This is a genomic window from Acidovorax sp. LjRoot66 (assembly GCF_964253305.1).
In the GTDB taxonomy this organism is placed as follows: Bacteria; Pseudomonadota; Gammaproteobacteria; order Burkholderiales; family Burkholderiaceae_C; genus Acidovorax.
Map to the genome: position 1 here is coordinate 4,279,743 of NZ_CAXUQU020000001.1, position 13,802 is coordinate 4,293,544.

Annotated in this window: 13 protein-coding genes and 1 pseudogene; 6 read left to right on the forward strand and 8 right to left on the reverse strand. The window is 67.1% G+C overall.

The window, feature by feature from the left end:
- The first annotated feature begins 88 nt into the window (after nucleotides 1-88).
- Entirely contained in the window at nucleotides 89-985 is an 897-nt protein-coding gene (locus ACSQ3Y_RS20125) for an NmrA family NAD(P)-binding protein (RefSeq protein WP_436178616.1), read from the forward strand.
- 58 nt (nucleotides 986-1,043) lie between these two features.
- Here ACSQ3Y_RS20125 and ACSQ3Y_RS20130 read toward each other — a convergent pair whose 3' ends face one another.
- The 4 genes from ACSQ3Y_RS20130 to ACSQ3Y_RS20145 all read right to left on the reverse strand — a co-directional run bounded on the left by ACSQ3Y_RS20130 (nucleotide 1,044) and on the right by ACSQ3Y_RS20145 (nucleotide 4,167).
- Nucleotides 1,044-1,976 (reverse strand): ZIP family metal transporter, encoded by a 933-nt coding sequence (locus ACSQ3Y_RS20130; RefSeq protein WP_436178617.1) that lies wholly within the window; start codon nucleotides 1,974-1,976, stop codon nucleotides 1,044-1,046.
- A gap of 57 nt (nucleotides 1,977-2,033) precedes the next feature.
- Nucleotides 2,034-2,657 carry a superoxide dismutase gene (locus ACSQ3Y_RS20135; RefSeq protein WP_436178618.1) on the reverse strand — a complete coding sequence of 208 codons (624 nt, stop codon included), beginning with the start codon at nucleotides 2,655-2,657 and terminating at the stop codon, nucleotides 2,034-2,036.
- 36 nt (nucleotides 2,658-2,693) lie between these two features.
- Complete coding sequence (locus ACSQ3Y_RS20140) at nucleotides 2,694-3,194, reverse strand: hypothetical protein (protein ID WP_436178619.1); 501 nt, start codon at nucleotides 3,192-3,194, stop codon at nucleotides 2,694-2,696.
- 178 nt (nucleotides 3,195-3,372) lie between these two features.
- Nucleotides 3,373-4,167, reverse strand: a complete 795-nt coding sequence (locus ACSQ3Y_RS20145) for a hypothetical protein (RefSeq protein WP_436178620.1) — start codon at nucleotides 4,165-4,167, stop codon at nucleotides 3,373-3,375.
- Between the two features lie 419 nt (nucleotides 4,168-4,586).
- On the opposite strand from ACSQ3Y_RS20145, the pseudogene ACSQ3Y_RS20150 reads away from it, so the two are divergent.
- Nucleotides 4,587-4,640: pseudogene (locus tag ACSQ3Y_RS20150) on the forward strand (hypothetical protein); the annotation flags it as partial.
- A 120-nt stretch (nucleotides 4,641-4,760) separates the two neighbouring features.
- Here the strand turns inward: ACSQ3Y_RS20150 and ACSQ3Y_RS20155 are convergent.
- On the reverse strand, nucleotides 4,761-5,414 hold the full coding sequence (locus tag ACSQ3Y_RS20155) for a TetR/AcrR family transcriptional regulator (protein ID WP_436178621.1): 654 nt from the start codon (nucleotides 5,412-5,414) through the stop codon (nucleotides 4,761-4,763).
- Between the two features lie 79 nt (nucleotides 5,415-5,493).
- Here ACSQ3Y_RS20155 and ACSQ3Y_RS20160 point away from each other — a divergent pair, with 79 nt between their 5' ends.
- Nucleotides 5,494-5,940 carry a VOC family protein gene (locus ACSQ3Y_RS20160; protein ID WP_436178622.1) on the forward strand — a complete coding sequence of 149 codons (447 nt, stop codon included), beginning with the start codon at nucleotides 5,494-5,496 and terminating at the stop codon, nucleotides 5,938-5,940.
- A 39-nt stretch (nucleotides 5,941-5,979) separates the two neighbouring features.
- On the opposite strand, the gene ACSQ3Y_RS20165 is transcribed toward ACSQ3Y_RS20160, so the two are convergent.
- Entirely contained in the window at nucleotides 5,980-7,323 is a 1,344-nt protein-coding gene (locus ACSQ3Y_RS20165) for a protein kinase domain-containing protein (RefSeq protein WP_436178623.1), read from the reverse strand.
- Nucleotides 7,324-7,679: 356 nt separating this feature from the next.
- Here ACSQ3Y_RS20165 and adh point away from each other — a divergent pair, with 356 nt between their 5' ends.
- From adh to ACSQ3Y_RS20180, 3 genes are all read left to right on the forward strand, one after another.
- The gene (adh, locus tag ACSQ3Y_RS20170) at nucleotides 7,680-9,200 is read left to right on the forward strand and encodes an aldehyde dehydrogenase (protein WP_436178624.1); all 1,521 of its coding nucleotides are present in this window, start codon (nucleotides 7,680-7,682) and stop codon (nucleotides 9,198-9,200) included.
- Between the two features lie 11 nt (nucleotides 9,201-9,211).
- A complete protein-coding gene (locus tag ACSQ3Y_RS20175; protein ID WP_436178625.1) occupies nucleotides 9,212-9,640 on the forward strand; it encodes a DUF779 domain-containing protein in 429 nt (142 codons plus the stop codon).
- A gap of 67 nt (nucleotides 9,641-9,707) precedes the next feature.
- The gene (locus ACSQ3Y_RS20180) at nucleotides 9,708-10,505 is read left to right on the forward strand and encodes an isocitrate lyase/PEP mutase family protein (RefSeq protein WP_436178626.1); all 798 of its coding nucleotides are present in this window, start codon (nucleotides 9,708-9,710) and stop codon (nucleotides 10,503-10,505) included.
- Between the two features lie 36 nt (nucleotides 10,506-10,541).
- Here the strand turns inward: ACSQ3Y_RS20180 and ACSQ3Y_RS20185 are convergent, their stop codons facing one another.
- Together ACSQ3Y_RS20185 and ACSQ3Y_RS20190 are read right to left on the reverse strand one after the other, a co-directional pair.
- Complete coding sequence (locus ACSQ3Y_RS20185; RefSeq protein ID WP_436178627.1) at nucleotides 10,542-12,440, reverse strand: sigma-54-dependent Fis family transcriptional regulator; 1,899 nt, start codon at nucleotides 12,438-12,440, stop codon at nucleotides 10,542-10,544.
- A 106-nt stretch (nucleotides 12,441-12,546) separates the two neighbouring features.
- Entirely contained in the window at nucleotides 12,547-13,797 is a 1,251-nt protein-coding gene (locus tag ACSQ3Y_RS20190; protein ID WP_436178628.1) for a cystathionine gamma-synthase family protein, read from the reverse strand.
- Nucleotides 13,798-13,802 lie beyond the last annotated feature (5 nt).

Sequence of the window (13,802 nt, forward strand, 5' to 3'; positions counted from 1 at the left end):
AATAAACACCGACCTTTCATCATTGGCATGCCTACCACTCCCCAAGACACTGGACGCCTGTTTGTTCAACAACCCCTTGGAGTTCCACATGTCAGACATCGCAGTAATGGGTGCCACCGGCCACACGGGCAGCGTGATCGCCCGCAACCTCCTCGCGCTGGGCCACCGCGTGCGCGCCATGGGCCGCTCGGCCGAGCGGCTCGACGCCTTGCGCCAGCAGGGTGCGCAGGTGATCGTGGGCGACTGTGCCGACCCGGCCTACCTCACCCGCGCCTTCGAAGGCGCCGACGCCGTCTACGCCATGATGCCCTTCGACCCCACGGCCCCCGGCTTCATGGAGCTGCAACGCACCCAGGGCCAGGCCATCGTCGCGGCGCTGCAGGCCGCGCGCGTACCGCATGTGGTGGCCCTGAGCAGCCTGGGGGCCGAGCAACCCACGGGCACCGGCGTGTTGACCAGCCTGCACGAGCAGGAGCAGCGCCTGGCCAGCCTGCAGCACAGCCATGTGCTGGCGTTGCGCCCGGCGATGTTCTTCGAGGGTCTTTTCAACCTGCTGCCCGGGGTGAAGTACGGCGGCAGCCTGGCGGACGCCTTCGCGCCCGGCCTGCCCATCCCCATGATAGCCACGCGCGACATTGCCGATGCCGCCACCGGGGCACTGGACCAGCGCGGCTGGACCGGCCACAGCGTGCGCGAGCTGCTGGGGCCCGGCGACCTGAGCCACGACCAGCTTGCAACCTTCGTGGGCGGGGTGATCGGCCAGCCGGCGCTGGCTTACCAGCAACTGCCCTATGACGACGCCGCCCAGGGCATGGCCCAGGCCGGCATCGCACCCGACCTGGCCCAGTTGCTCGCGGAGATGGCACGCGGCATCAACGAAGGGCGCGTGCGCTCGGTGGAAGGTCGCAATGCGCGCAATACCACCGCCACCCCACTCCAGTCGCTGGCCCCGGCGATCAAGGAAGCGTACGAGGCCCTGCCCTGAAAAGCACAAAGGCCACGACAACTTGCTTGCCGTGGCCTGTGGAATGGCTTGCCCGGGATCAGCCCAAGGCCGTGTCCAGCACCATCATGATGACAAAGCCCAGCATCAGCCCGCCGGTCGCCCAGGCTTCGTGGCCCTTGCGGTGGGATTCAGGGATGATCTCGTGGCTGATCACGAACAGCATGGCGCCGGCGGCAAAGCCCAGGCCCCAGGGCAGGAGGCTTGCCGAGTAGCTGACCACGGCAGCCCCCATCACCGCGCCGATGGGCTCCACCAGGCCCGAGGCCATGCCCAGCCCCACCGCCAGCCAGCGCTTGTAACCGGCGGCCAGCAGCGCCACGGCCACCACCAGGCCCTCGGGCACATCCTGGATGGCGATGCCCGTGGCCAGGGCGCCGGCCCGCATGGTGTCGCCGCTCGCATAGCCCACGCCGATGGCCAGGCCCTCGGGCAGGTTGTGCAGGGCAATGGCGAACACGAAGAGCCAGGTGCGCCGCAAGGTGCGCGAGGTCTGGCCCTCCACGCCCTTGATGAAGTGCTCGTGCGGCAGCAGGCGCTCCATCAGCAGCAGCACCAGCGCACCCAGCAAAATGGCAGCGCCCATGGTGCCACCCGCCTCCCAGGCCCCTGCCCCGGCCGCGCGCGAGGCATTGATGCCCGGGATGATGAGCGAAAACGAGCAGGCGGCGAGCATCACGCCTGCCCCAAAACCGAACAGCGTGTCCTGCGTGCGCTCGGAGATGCGCTGCGACAGCATCACCGGCAGCGTGCCCAGGGCCGTGGCCAGGGCGGCCACCATGCCTCCCCTCCAGGCATCGAGCACCACTGGCTGGCCAGCGATCCACTGCCAGATCTGCCAGGTGCCGACCACGCCCCCCGTGACCACGATGGCCAGCCCGATCCACTGGCGCCAATGCAAAGGCTGGCGCGGCGTCTCGGTCAGACGGTTGGGCAAGGCGGCGTTGTCGGGTGACGGCGAGGGAACGGGCATGGTGTCGGCTCCGGAAGGCATCTGTTCAGGGTGCGAGGCGCAGCAGTGCGGATCGATTCAGCCGCGCGCCAGGGCGTAGCGGCGGGCCACCTCAGCCCAGTCCACTACGTTATAGAACGCCGCGATGTACTCAGGGCGGCGATTTTGGTACTGCAGGTAGTAGGCGTGTTCCCACACGTCCAGGCCCAGGATGGGGGTGTTGCCCGACAGCAGGCCGGCCATCAGCGGGCTGTCCTGGTTGCCCGAGCTCTCCACCACCAGCTTGCCGGCGCTGGTCACCGACAGCCAGGCCCAGCCGCTGCCAAAGCGCGTGAGTGCCGCCTTGGTGAAGGCCTCCTTGAACGCATCGAAGCCGCCCAGTTCGGTGGCAATGGCCGCCGCCAGTTCGCCCTGCGGCTCGCCGCCGCCGATGGGGGACATCACGGTCCAGAACAGGCTGTGGTTGGCATGGCCACCGCCGTTGTTGCGCACGGGGCCCTGCAGGTTCTCGGGCAGTTGCACCAGCCCTGCCACCAGCTCGTCGATCGGCAGGCCGGCATGGGGCGTGCCTTCCAGTGCTGCGTTCAGGTTGTTGATGTAGGTCTGGTGGTGCTTGGTGTGGTGGATCTCCATCGTGCGGGCATCGATATGGGGTTCCAGCGCATCGTAGGCATAGGGCAAGGCGGGCAGCGAATAGGGCATGGGTTCCTTTCAAGGGTGGGGAAGACGAAGAAAAACTCAGTGGGCCGCGCCCTGCAGCACGCCCGAAGCAGCGGCCAGCACGGCGGTGATGTCGGGGTGCGCGCCATGCGCCTGCACATGGCGCACCAAGGCGGCGTGGGTTTCACGGCTGTGGCGCCAGGCGGCCTGCTGCAACGCAGTGCCCCGGCTGCCATCGGCCATCAGGCCCAGCAGCGCGGCATGTACGCTGCACCGCAGTTGCGCACAGTCCTCCAGGGCGCCGGCTTCGGCCTGCAGATCAGCCAGGTTCAGGTGCGAGACCACCAGGGCGGCAATGCAGTCGTCCTCCCGGCCGGCCGGGGGCGCCTGTGCAATGCGCAAGGCAATGACCAACGCCTGCTGCTGGTAGGCCAGCGCCATGACCGGCTGGTCCAAGCGCAGCGCGGCATTGGCGCGCTGCAGAGTGCGCTCCCAATGGGCCAGCGTGGCGGGCTCGGGCACCAGGGCGTCCCGGGCAGTGTTGGGGGTCGAAAGGCTGGCTGCGTGGCGCAGGTCCATGGCAATGCTCCTGGTGGGAGCCTTTTGCGGTGGACGGGGCGTAGCGTACTCAGGCAATTAAATGATATGCATTCTCATTCGTATTGTCTAGTGAGGGGGCTTTGGCAAAGTGCGGCGCGAAAATCACAGACCGCCAACTGCGATAAATCTCTCCAGTTAGCGTTTCGATGGACTCAGCTTAAATACTTGGAGAAGGCCCGTCTGCAGGCCGTGGGGGCTGACCGAAACGTTCGAGCAAAAATTTGCGCATCTTTTCGCGATGGACTTCGATGTCGACGCTACGGAATGCCTCTTCCTTCTCTCGGTGCGCTTGGCGTTCCTCCTCCGAGTACTGTTGCTCATACAGCTCTAGGTCAATCGAAGACCAGAAGGACCGCACCGCAGCGGCAAACCTCTGCAGTCGCTCGTGGGAAATCAGCAAGCCCTGCATTGGGCCGGTCGGATACGATACATCCACACCTCCAGGCCAAAGCTCGGGATTGGACCTCATCAGACGATCTAACGACTTCCCGGGGCCATGACGACAAGCATTGCCGATCATGTGTAACAGCTCGAGTTCAGCGCTCTGTGGATATTGGCTAAGGCTAATTCCTTGTATCAACTGAAAACCGTCTTTGACGTCAGTCCATGGAGTCGCTTTTGACTTCGCCTCGGCAGTTTCGTCGCGCATCGCGCTGGCGCACTTCTGGACATAGGCTCTGAAGCCACGCTCCCAAATTGCCTGGATAGACAAGCAAAAAGCAACCTCCATGTCTCTAAGCAGCGAGTCATTGGTTGACTGCGAAATGACGCGCTTTACCTGATTCAAAACATCATCGCTCGCAGCCAGTTCAGCTTGCTCGGTGTCCTTACGCTCCATCACAGCGAGAAAAGTGGGATTCAACACTTCATTCAGAAATCTCCCCATGTGATACGTGTTGGAGCCCGCCTCACTCCGCGCAGTTGCTTCGTTACCCTTTAGCGTTTCGATCATGCCGCCCCCTTTCAGAAGAGTCCCGCCGGTTCGGGTTGGCCATCCCAACTGTAAATGAGCAGTTCGCAACGCTCCACCCGGTTGGCGCCGCTACCCACGGTGTAGTCGATGCGCAGTTCCCCATGTCATAGGCCGCGAAGCAATCGCGGATGGCGGGGTGGTCGTTGATGCTGATCACGGCTTTGCCCTTGATGTTTTTGAGCTTGACCGTGATCAGCTCCTACTGCTCCCAGGGGAACGGGATACCATAGCCCACAGCGCCCCAATACGGCGAATCCAGGTAGAACAGGGGGCGGTCCCTGTCGTAGCGGCCGATGCAGGCGGCCCAGTCGAGTTGCTCCATGTAGACGCCGTTGGCCAAGCTAAGGTGGGCGGCGATGTGGTTCTCCTCGATGCGCAGCGCCACACACATCATCGAGATGGCGCAGAAACTGGAGCTGGACTTGATCGCCGAGGGCGTGGAAACCCAGTTCCAGGCCGACTTCCTGCGCGAGCGCGGGGTGCGCCATGCGCAGGGCTGGCTGTTTGCCAAGGCCATGCCGCTGGCCGAACTGCTGACGTGGCTCAAGGCCCAGGCGGGTCGATATACCGGCTCAGGCGCCTTTTCCCATCTCTTCCGCTGGCGGCAGCACGCTGGCGCACACCCGCTGCAGGGCGGCGATGACCGCATCGCGTGCGCCCGGGTGCCCATCGGCCGGGTGGCGTGCCAGCCATCTGGCCAATTCGTTGATGGCGCCGTTCAGGGCAGACGCGCAGGCATCCACGTCCAGGGCCGCCAGACCCGTGGGTGCCAGGATCTGGGCGACCACGGCATGCAGCTGCTGGTAGCCATGACGCCCGTCGAGCTCCGCCCAGGCCTCTGCTCCCAGCACCGAGGGGCCGTCGATCAGCAGCACCTGGCGCGGACCGGGGTGGGATACGGCATCGATCCACGCCAGCGCGCCCGCCAACAACTGGTCTACAGGAGCGTCCTGGCCATCGGCCGCCCCGTCAATGGCCGCACTGAGCCCGGCATGCACGGCCTCGCAGACCGCAACGAACAAGTCCTTCTTGTCGCGAAAGTGGTGGTACAGCGCGCCGCGCGTAAGGCCGGTGGCCACCAGCAGCGCCTCGGTGGAGGTGGCGGCATAGCCGTCCCGCTCGAACAGCGTGCGCGCCGCCGCGATGAGCCGGGTGCGTGATTGGGCGCCCTGCTCCAGCCGCCGGTTGCCCGCAGCGGGGGTGGGAATAGGCTTTCCTATTGACATACAGACTGTACGTTTCTATATTTTATCGAACATACAGACAGTATGTACCCAGTGTTCATTGGATGCAACAGGAGCCCCCATGCCAACCACCTCCCCTGCCACCCTTTCGCAACTGACCTCGGCCTACCCCCTGGTCACTACCGGCACCGTGCAGGCCTCGCGCGATTTCTTCGTGCAGCACCTGGGCTTCGAGGTGGTGTTCGAGGCCTCGTGGTTCGTGCTGCTGTCGCGCGGCAGCACCGAGGGCGGCACCACCTCGATCGCCTTCATGGCGCCCGACCACCCCTCGCGCCCGCCGGGCCCCGAAGTCTTCAGCGGTCAGGGCCTGCTGCTCACCCTGCAGGTGGAAGATGCCCGCCGCGAAGAGGCACGCCTGCGTGCGGCCGGCGTGGAGATCGCCTACGCGGTGCAGCACGAGCCCTGGGGCCAGGTGCGCTTTCAGGTGCGCGACCCATCGGGTCTGGTGCTCGACATAGTGGAGCAGGCCGAGCCTGCCGAGGGCTTCTGGGATGACTATGTGAAGTGACGTCGCGGGCACCAGCGGCCTCGCCAGCGACCAATCCGGTCAATTGCCATCCGGCCCTTCGGGCGCAAACACCTGCCCGGCCACCATATCCCATTCGGCAATCTGCTCGTTGGCGGCGATCAGCCGGCCCACCAGCAGCTTGATGAAGGCCTTGTCGAAGCGCGACTGCAGGTCTTCGGACGCCTCGCGCAGCGCGGGGTTGCGGATCTTGAGCACCAACACCTCGGTCTCGGCCACGGCGGTGGCGGTGCGCTGGCGGTTGTCGGGGCGCAGGTAGGTCATCTCGCCCAGGGTCACGCCCGCGCTCAGGGTGCTCAGGGTCCAGCCCTGGCGGCTCACGGTCACCTGGCCCTCGATGAGGATGCAGAACGAGTCGCCGGGCTGGCCCTCGCGCATGAGCACGGTGCCCTGCTCCAGCCGGCGCCAGTTGCCCAGGCGCATCAGCTCCCACAGCGCCACGTCGTGAAAATCGGCAAAAAAGGGCAGCTCGCGCAGGCGCCCGAAGCGCTCGGCCTCGGTGTCCTGCGAGCGCTGGCGCGGCAGGTCACGGTGGGCGTCGAGCAGCGCCTGTGCAAAGTCGCCCCAGGTGGCAAAGCGGTCGGCCGGCTTCTTGGCCATGGCGCGTAGCAGCACCGCGTCCACATGCCCGGGCAGCGAGGCGCGCAGCAGGCTCGGGGGCGTGGGCTCTTCGTGGCTGATCTTGTAGAGCGTGGCGAAGTCGGTCTCGCCGTCGAACGGGCGGCGGCCCGTGAGCAGCTCGTACACCACGATGGCCAGCGAGAACATGTCGCTGTGGTGGGTCAGGTCTTCCTCGCGCACCTGCTCGGGCGACATGTACGAGGGCGAGCCCACCATGCCCGAGAGCTGCGTGGCATCGCTGCGCAGCGACAGCGCGGCGCCGAAGTCGGTGAGCTTGACGTCGCCGTTGGCGGCCAGCATCAGGTTGGCGGGCTTGATGTCGCGGTGCACCAGGCCTTCGCGGTAGGCGTATTCGAGCGCATTGCAGCACTTGAAGGCGATGTCCAGCACCTGGGGCACGGGCAGCAGCGCATCGGCCCGGGCATGGGCCGCCAGGGGCTGGCCGTCCACGTATTCGAGCACCAGGTAGGGCTGGGCGGCGTCCTCGTCGGCGTCGAGCAGGCGCACGATGTGGGGATGCTTGAGCCGGCCGGACATGGCCGCCTCGTTGCGCAGCAGGCGGCGGTAGCGCTCGGCCTGGTCGGGCTGGGCCAGCAGGTGGGCGTGCATCTGCTTGATGGCCACGCGCTTGCCGCGGAACCCGTCGAGCCCCAGGTACACGATGCCGCTGGCACCGCGCCCGAGCTCGCGCTCGATGCGGTACTTGCCGATGGTGGCGGGAATGGTGGTGGGGGTAGCGGTCATGGGCATCCGGGTGGCGATGCCCTCATTGTGGCAAAACCAGCGGCCCGCAACCACGCCCCGGGCTCCAAGGCGGGCATTTCGCACGCAAGCGACTGCCATGTGTGCAGGGCTGTGCCACCTGCGCTGTTCCGTTGTGGAACAACGGGTGTGCCATGGCACATCGGCATGGCGCGCCAGCCGCTGCCGGCGCACACCCGCCGATGGGGGCGCAAGCCGCATGGGCATTGGGTTGGCGCGCCTTCGCCGACCACCGCACCCTGCCCCGCGTGCCGCTGGCACGTGCATTGCGCTCTGCAGGGGGTACAGGCACCGGCAACGGCACCTGGCACATCCCAACCACCGCAGGAGACAAGCACATGAACATGGCAGAAATCGCGAGCCTCGGCATCGCCAACCCCTACAAGAAGCAGTACGGCAACTACATCGGCGGCCAGTGGGTAGCCCCCATCGACGGGCAGTACTTCGAGAACAGCTCGCCCATCAACGGCCAAGTGTTCACCGCCATCCCGCGCTCCAACGACAAGGACATCAACGCCGCGCTGGACGCCGCCCACAAGGCCAAGACCGCCTGGGGCAAGACCTCGACCACGGACCGTGCGAACATCCTGCTCAAGATCGCCGACCGCATGGAGGCCAACCTGCTGACCATCGCCGTGGCCGAGACCATCGACAACGGCAAGCCGCTGCGCGAGACCATGGCGGCCGACATTCCGCTGGCCATTGACCACTTTCGCTATTTCGCGGGCTGCATCCGTGCGCAGGAAGGCGGCATCAGCGAAATCGACCACGACACCATGGCCTACCATTTCCACGAGCCGCTGGGCGTGGTGGGGCAGATCATTCCCTGGAACTTCCCGATCCTGATGGCGGTGTGGAAGCTGGCCCCGGCCCTGGCCGCCGGCAACTGTGTGGTCTTGAAGCCCGCCGAGCAGACGCCCGCCTCCATCCTGGTGCTGCTGGAGATCGTTGGCGACCTGCTGCCGCCCGGCGTGCTCAACGTGGTCAACGGCTTCGGCCTGGAAGCCGGCAAGCCCCTGGCCAGCAGCCCGCGCATCGCCAAGATCGCCTTCACGGGCGAGACGACGACGGGTCGGCTGATCATGCAGTACGCCAGCCAGAACATCATCCCCGTGACGCTGGAGCTGGGCGGCAAGAGCCCCAACGTGTTCTTCGAGGACGTGATGGACGCCGACGACGGCTTCTTCGACAAGGCGCTGGAAGGCTTTGCCATGTTCGCGCTGAACCAGGGCGAAGTCTGCACCTGCCCGAGCCGCGCGCTGATCCAGGAATCGATCTACGAGCGCTTCATGGAGCGCGCCTTGAAGCGCGTGGCCGCCATCAAGCAGGGCCACCCGCTGGATAAGGGCACCATGATCGGCGCGCAGGCCTCGCAGGAGCAGCTCGAAAAAATACTCTCCTACCTGGACCTGGGCAAGCAGGAGGGCGCGCAGTGCCTGATCGGCGGCGAGCGCAATCACCTCGAAGGCGACCTGGCCGGCGGCTACTACATCCAACCCACCGTGTTCAAGGGCCACAACAAGATGCGCATCTTCCAGGAAGAAATCTTCGGCCCCGTGCTGTCGGTCACCACCTTCAAGACCGAGGAAGAAGCGCTGGAGATCGCCAACGACACGCTGTACGGCCTGGGCGCAGGGGTGTGGAGCCGCGACGGCAACCGCGCCTTCCGCATGGGCCGCGGCATCCAGGCCGGGCGCGTGTGGACCAACTGCTACCACCAGTACCCGGCCCATGCGGCCTTCGGCGGCTACAAGCAGTCGGGCATCGGCCGCGAGAACCACAAGATGATGCTGGACCACTACCAGCAGACCAAGAACCTGCTGGTGAGCTACACGCAGGCGCCCCTGGGCTTCTTCTGAGCACGCGCAGCATGGCCGACACCCTGGCCCCTGTAGCCCATGAGGCCACCCGGCAAGGCCATGGCACAGACCCGCCGGTCCGTGTCACGGCCACGCCTGCGGCCCTGGAACTGATCGCGCGGCTGAACGCGCAGCACGGCCCGCTGATGTTCCACCAGTCGGGCGGTTGCTGCGACGGCAGCGCGCCCATGTGCTTTGCACGCGGCGAGTTCATGGTGGGCGATTCTGACGTGCAACTCGGCCACATCGGCGGCGAACCCTTCTACATGAGCCGCCCGCAGTTCGCGGTGTGGGAGCATACGCAGCTGACCATCGACGTGGTGCCCGGCGGGGGCGGCATGTTCTCGCTGGAGCGGCCCACGGGCCTGCGCTTTCTGATCCGCTCGCGGCTGTTCAGCGATGAAGAGACGGCGCTGCTGAAACTGCACCCGGTGGCCTGAGCCCTGGCCACGTCTTCGAGGTCTACCGGCGGTATGCTTGCGCAAAGACCTTCCGAAGGAGACCCCTGTGACCGCACATGCCACCACGTTCCGCGGGCTGCACGCCAATGGCACCCTGCTGCGCTTGCCCAACGCCTGGGACGCTGCCAGCGCCAGGCTCTTCGAGAGCCTGGGGGCCACGGCCATCGCCACGACCAGCGCGGGCGTGGCCTGGTCGCAGGGGTACCCTGACGGCTACGCCATGCCCGTCGAGGTGGTGCTGGCGTATGCCAAGAACCTGGTGCGGGTGCTGCATGTGCCGCTGTCCGTGGACATGGAAGACGGCTATTCGGACGACCCGGCACAGGTGGCGGACCTGGCTGCGCGGCTGGCCGAAGTGGGCGTTGCCGGCATCAACCTGGAAGACGGGCGCAAACCTGCTGTGCTACTCGCACGCAAGGCCGAGGCGATCCGGGAGCGGCTGGCCAAGGACGGGCTGGATCTGTTCGTCAACGCACGCACGGACGTCGTGCTTGCGCGGCTGGTCGATGAGGGCAGCCAGGCCGAGGAAGCGATCGCGCGCGGCACGCTGTACCGCAGCGCGGGCGTGGATGGCCTGTTCGTGCCCGGGCTGGCCGATGCCGCGCAGATCCAGGCCGTCGTGGCCGGTGTCGACCTGCCGCTGAACCTGATGGCCTGGGGCGGCCTGGCCAACGCCACGCAACTGCAGGCCCTGGGGGTGAAGCGGCTCAGCGCGGGCTCCGGCATTCCGCAGGTGCTGTGGGGCGATGCGGCGAAGCTGGCGACGGACTTTCTGCAAGGGGGTGAGTCGGACAAGCTGCAGGGGCAGATCCCCTACGGGCAGATGCAGAACCTGTTCAACTGACCCCGAAAGGCCCGCGCCGCCGCGAAGCCGCGCGCTTCAGCCCGCCGCCTGGGCGCGCAGGTGCCGGTACACCGTATTGCGCGACACGCCCAGCGCACGCGCCACGGCTGAGACATTGCCGCCCTGCGCGGCCAGGGCCTGCGCGATGGCGGCCGCAGTGATGGCCTGCAGAGGCTGCGCGGCGGTTGCGGGAGCGGCTGCGAGCGCTGCAACCTCTTCGCATTCCTCCAGAAAATCCTCGGGCAGGTGTTCGCGCCGGATGGCGGTATCGCCCTCGGCCATCAGCGCCGCCATGCGCAGCACGTTGGTCAGCTGGCGCAGGTTGCCGGGCCAGGCGCAGCGCGCGAACAGGTCCATGACCTCGGGGCACAAGGGCAGCGGCGGCGCAGCGGACTCGGTGCCCGATTGCAGCACGCGCTGCACGATGGCCGCCAGGTCGCTGCGCTCGCGCAGCGCGGGCAGGCGCACCACCAGGCCGTTCAAGCGGTAGTACAGGTCCTGGCGAAAGCTGCCCTCGGCCATCATCGCGCGCAGGTTGCGGTGGGTGGCGCAGACCACCTGGATGTCCACCTCGACCTGGCGCGTGCCGCCCAGCGGGGCCACGCTGCGCTCCTGCAGCACGCGCAGCAGGTGGGCCTGCAGTGCCAGCGGCATGTCGCCGATCTCGTCGAGGAACAGCGTGCCGCCATGGGCCTGCACGATCTTGCCGGGGCTGCCCTTGCGCCGTGCGCCGGTGAAGGCGCCCTCCTCGTAGCCGAACAGTTCTGACTCGATCAGCGACTCGGGGATGGACGCGCAGTTGACCGCCACGAACGGCGCCTGCCGCCGCGGCCCGTCGTGGTGGATGGCGCGGGCCAGCAGCTCCTTGCCGGTGCCGGTCTCGCCCAGGATCAAGGTGGCGATGTCGCGGCCCAGCAGCTTGGTGACACGGTCAATGGCCTGGGCCAGCGCGGGGTCGCCGGTGTTGAGGTAGCGCAGGCCCGAGAGCCCTGTCGAACGGGCAGGCCGCACCTGGACGAGGGCCCGGGCTGGCTCGGCTGCGCCACCGGACCACAGCCGCTCGGCCTGCGGCCGGTACGCGGGCCGTGCCATCACCGTCACGCCGCCGGGCAGGCGCAGCGTGAGCAGTGCGCTGGACGCCTTGCGGCAATGGTCGAGTACGCGGCCCATGTCCACCCCGAACAGCGAGACAAAGGTATGGGCCTGCAGCGCGCTGTGCGACAGGCCCAGCTGGAACTGGCCGCTGCGGTTGGCCGAGAGAAAGCGCCCGTCGGCGCTGAAGGCCGCGAGCCCCTCGACCAGCGTGCCCAGAAACTCGGGCCGCGCGTGGAAGTGCAGGCGCACCGCGTCCGCGTGGACCTGGTTCCAGAGGTGGTTTTCCACCATCTGGGCGGACATGCGCACCAGCGCCATGGTGTGCTTGCTCTGGCTGCGGTGGTCGCCGCTGACATCGAGCGCGCCCAAGGCCCTGCCCTGGGGGTCCAGGATGGGCACGCATGAGCAGGTGAGGAACTGGTTGGCGCGCAGGTAGTGCTGGCCCGCATGCACCTGCACGGCCTGGCCCAGGGCCAGCGCGGTACCGATGGCATTCGTGCCCTTGCGCTCCTCGGTCCAGACGCCGCCAGGACGCAGGGCCACGCGGTCGGCCCGGGCCACGAAATCGTCGTCGCCCAGGGCATGCAGGATCACGCCTTCGGGGTCGGTGAGCAGCACCATGCTGTGGGTGCCGGCGATCTGGTGGTACAGCGTCTCCATCACCGGCAGCGCATGGTCGGCCAGCACCTGGTTGCGCTGCAGCGTGCAGCGCAGGTCGGCACCGGCCAGCGGCATGGCGTCCATCACGTCCTGCGCGCGCAGCCCGTAGGCAGCCGAGCGCGCATGGGCGTGGGGTATCAGGTCGCGCGGTGCCGCCATGGCGGCTTGCTCCAGGTGCATGGTTGTCTCCTTGCGGCCGTTGCAGTTGGCACTGCCCGGCATTTCAGGAAACCTTAGCATGCCGGCCTTACGCCAGCTTGCACCCCTCAACCAGCACGAGGGGTTTTCAGGCGAGCGCTTGCTCGAAGTCCGCCAGCAGGTCCTCGATCTCTTCCAGGCCCACGGACAGGCGGATCATGCCGTCGCCAATGCCCATGTTGGCACGCACGGCGGGGCCCGCCTCCCAGAAGATGGTGTGCGCCACGGGGATGATCAGCGTGCGCGTGTCGGCCAGGCCCGTGGCCTTGATCGGCAGTTGCAAGCGGTTGCAAAAAGACAGGCATTGGTCGGCATCGCGCAACTCGAAGGCCAGCAGCCAGGAGCCGGCCTTGAAGTGCTTGCGCGCGATCGCGTGCTGTGGGTGCGATTCGAGCATCGGGTAGTGCACGCGGGCGATGGCGGGGTGCTGCTCCAGCCACTGGGCCAGGGCCAGGGCCGTGGCGCTGGTGCGGTCCATGCGCAGGGCCAGGGTCTCGGCGCCCAGCGCCAGCTGGTGGGCCGCCAGCGAGGAGAGCGTGCCGCCCATGTCGCGCAGGCCCTTCTTGCGCACCTGCTGCAGGCCCCAGCCCTTGGCGTCGCCCTTGCGGTAGGGGGCAAAGATGTTGGGGTAGCGGCTCCAGTCGAACAAACCGGTGTCGGTGACCGCGCCGCCCAAGGCATCGCCCAGGCCGCCGATGCTCTTGGTCAGCGAGTTGATGATGAGCCCTGCCCCCACAGTGACAGGGCGAAACAGGTAGGGCGATGCCACGGTGTTGTCCACCACGTAGAGCAGGCCGTGCTCCTTGCACAGGGTGCCGATGGCTTCGAGGTCGGGGATCTGCGTGCCGGGGTTGGCAATCGTCTCCACGAACACCATGCGCGTGTTGGGGCGCACGGCGGCGGCCACCTGGGCGGCGTCGGTCACGTCCACCACGGTCACTTCCACACCCAGGTCGGCCAGGGTGCCGAACACGCTGTTGGTGTTGCCGAAGACGAACTTGCTGGCCAGCAGGTGGTCGCCCGCCTTGAGCAAGGTGAGGAACACCGCGCAGACGGCCGCCATGCCGGTGGCAAACACGATGGAGCCCTGGCAGCGCTCCATCTGCGTGACCTTGGCCTCCAGCGCCGCCGTGGTGGGCGTGCCCTGGCGGGCATAGTTGAAACCGCCCTTGATCGTGCCCTGGAACACGCCAATCAGGTCTTCCACCTTCTCGTAGCCGTACTGCACCGAGGTGTGGATGGGTTGGTGCACCGCACCGTACTCGGTGCCGGCCAGGCGGTCGGCATGCACGATCTCGGTGGTGAACTGGCGGGTGGGCTTGTCGTTGCTGCTGCTCATGGGGA

Coding starts and splice junctions, on each gene's coding strand:
- ACSQ3Y_RS20125 (WP_436178616.1), top strand. CDS start 89: ATGTCAGACATCGCAGTAATGGGTGCCACCGGCCACACGGGCAGCGTG.
- ACSQ3Y_RS20130 (WP_436178617.1), bottom strand. CDS start 1,976: ATGCCCGTTCCCTCGCCGTCACCCGACAACGCCGCCTTGCCCAACCGT.
- ACSQ3Y_RS20135 (WP_436178618.1), bottom strand. CDS start 2,657: ATGCCCTATTCGCTGCCCGCCTTGCCCTATGCCTACGATGCGCTGGAA.
- ACSQ3Y_RS20140 (WP_436178619.1), bottom strand. CDS start 3,194: ATGGACCTGCGCCACGCAGCCAGCCTTTCGACCCCCAACACTGCCCGG.
- ACSQ3Y_RS20145 (WP_436178620.1), bottom strand. CDS start 4,167: ATGATCGAAACGCTAAAGGGTAACGAAGCAACTGCGCGGAGTGAGGCG.
- ACSQ3Y_RS20155 (WP_436178621.1), bottom strand. CDS start 5,414: ATGTCAATAGGAAAGCCTATTCCCACCCCCGCTGCGGGCAACCGGCGG.
- ACSQ3Y_RS20160 (WP_436178622.1), top strand. CDS start 5,494: ATGCCAACCACCTCCCCTGCCACCCTTTCGCAACTGACCTCGGCCTAC.
- ACSQ3Y_RS20165 (WP_436178623.1), bottom strand. CDS start 7,323: ATGACCGCTACCCCCACCACCATTCCCGCCACCATCGGCAAGTACCGC.
- adh (WP_436178624.1), top strand. CDS start 7,680: ATGAACATGGCAGAAATCGCGAGCCTCGGCATCGCCAACCCCTACAAG.
- ACSQ3Y_RS20175 (WP_436178625.1), top strand. CDS start 9,212: ATGGCCGACACCCTGGCCCCTGTAGCCCATGAGGCCACCCGGCAAGGC.
- ACSQ3Y_RS20185 (WP_436178627.1), bottom strand. CDS start 12,440: ATGCACCTGGAGCAAGCCGCCATGGCGGCACCGCGCGACCTGATACCC.
- ACSQ3Y_RS20190 (WP_436178628.1), bottom strand. CDS start 13,797: ATGAGCAGCAGCAACGACAAGCCCACCCGCCAGTTCACCACCGAGATC.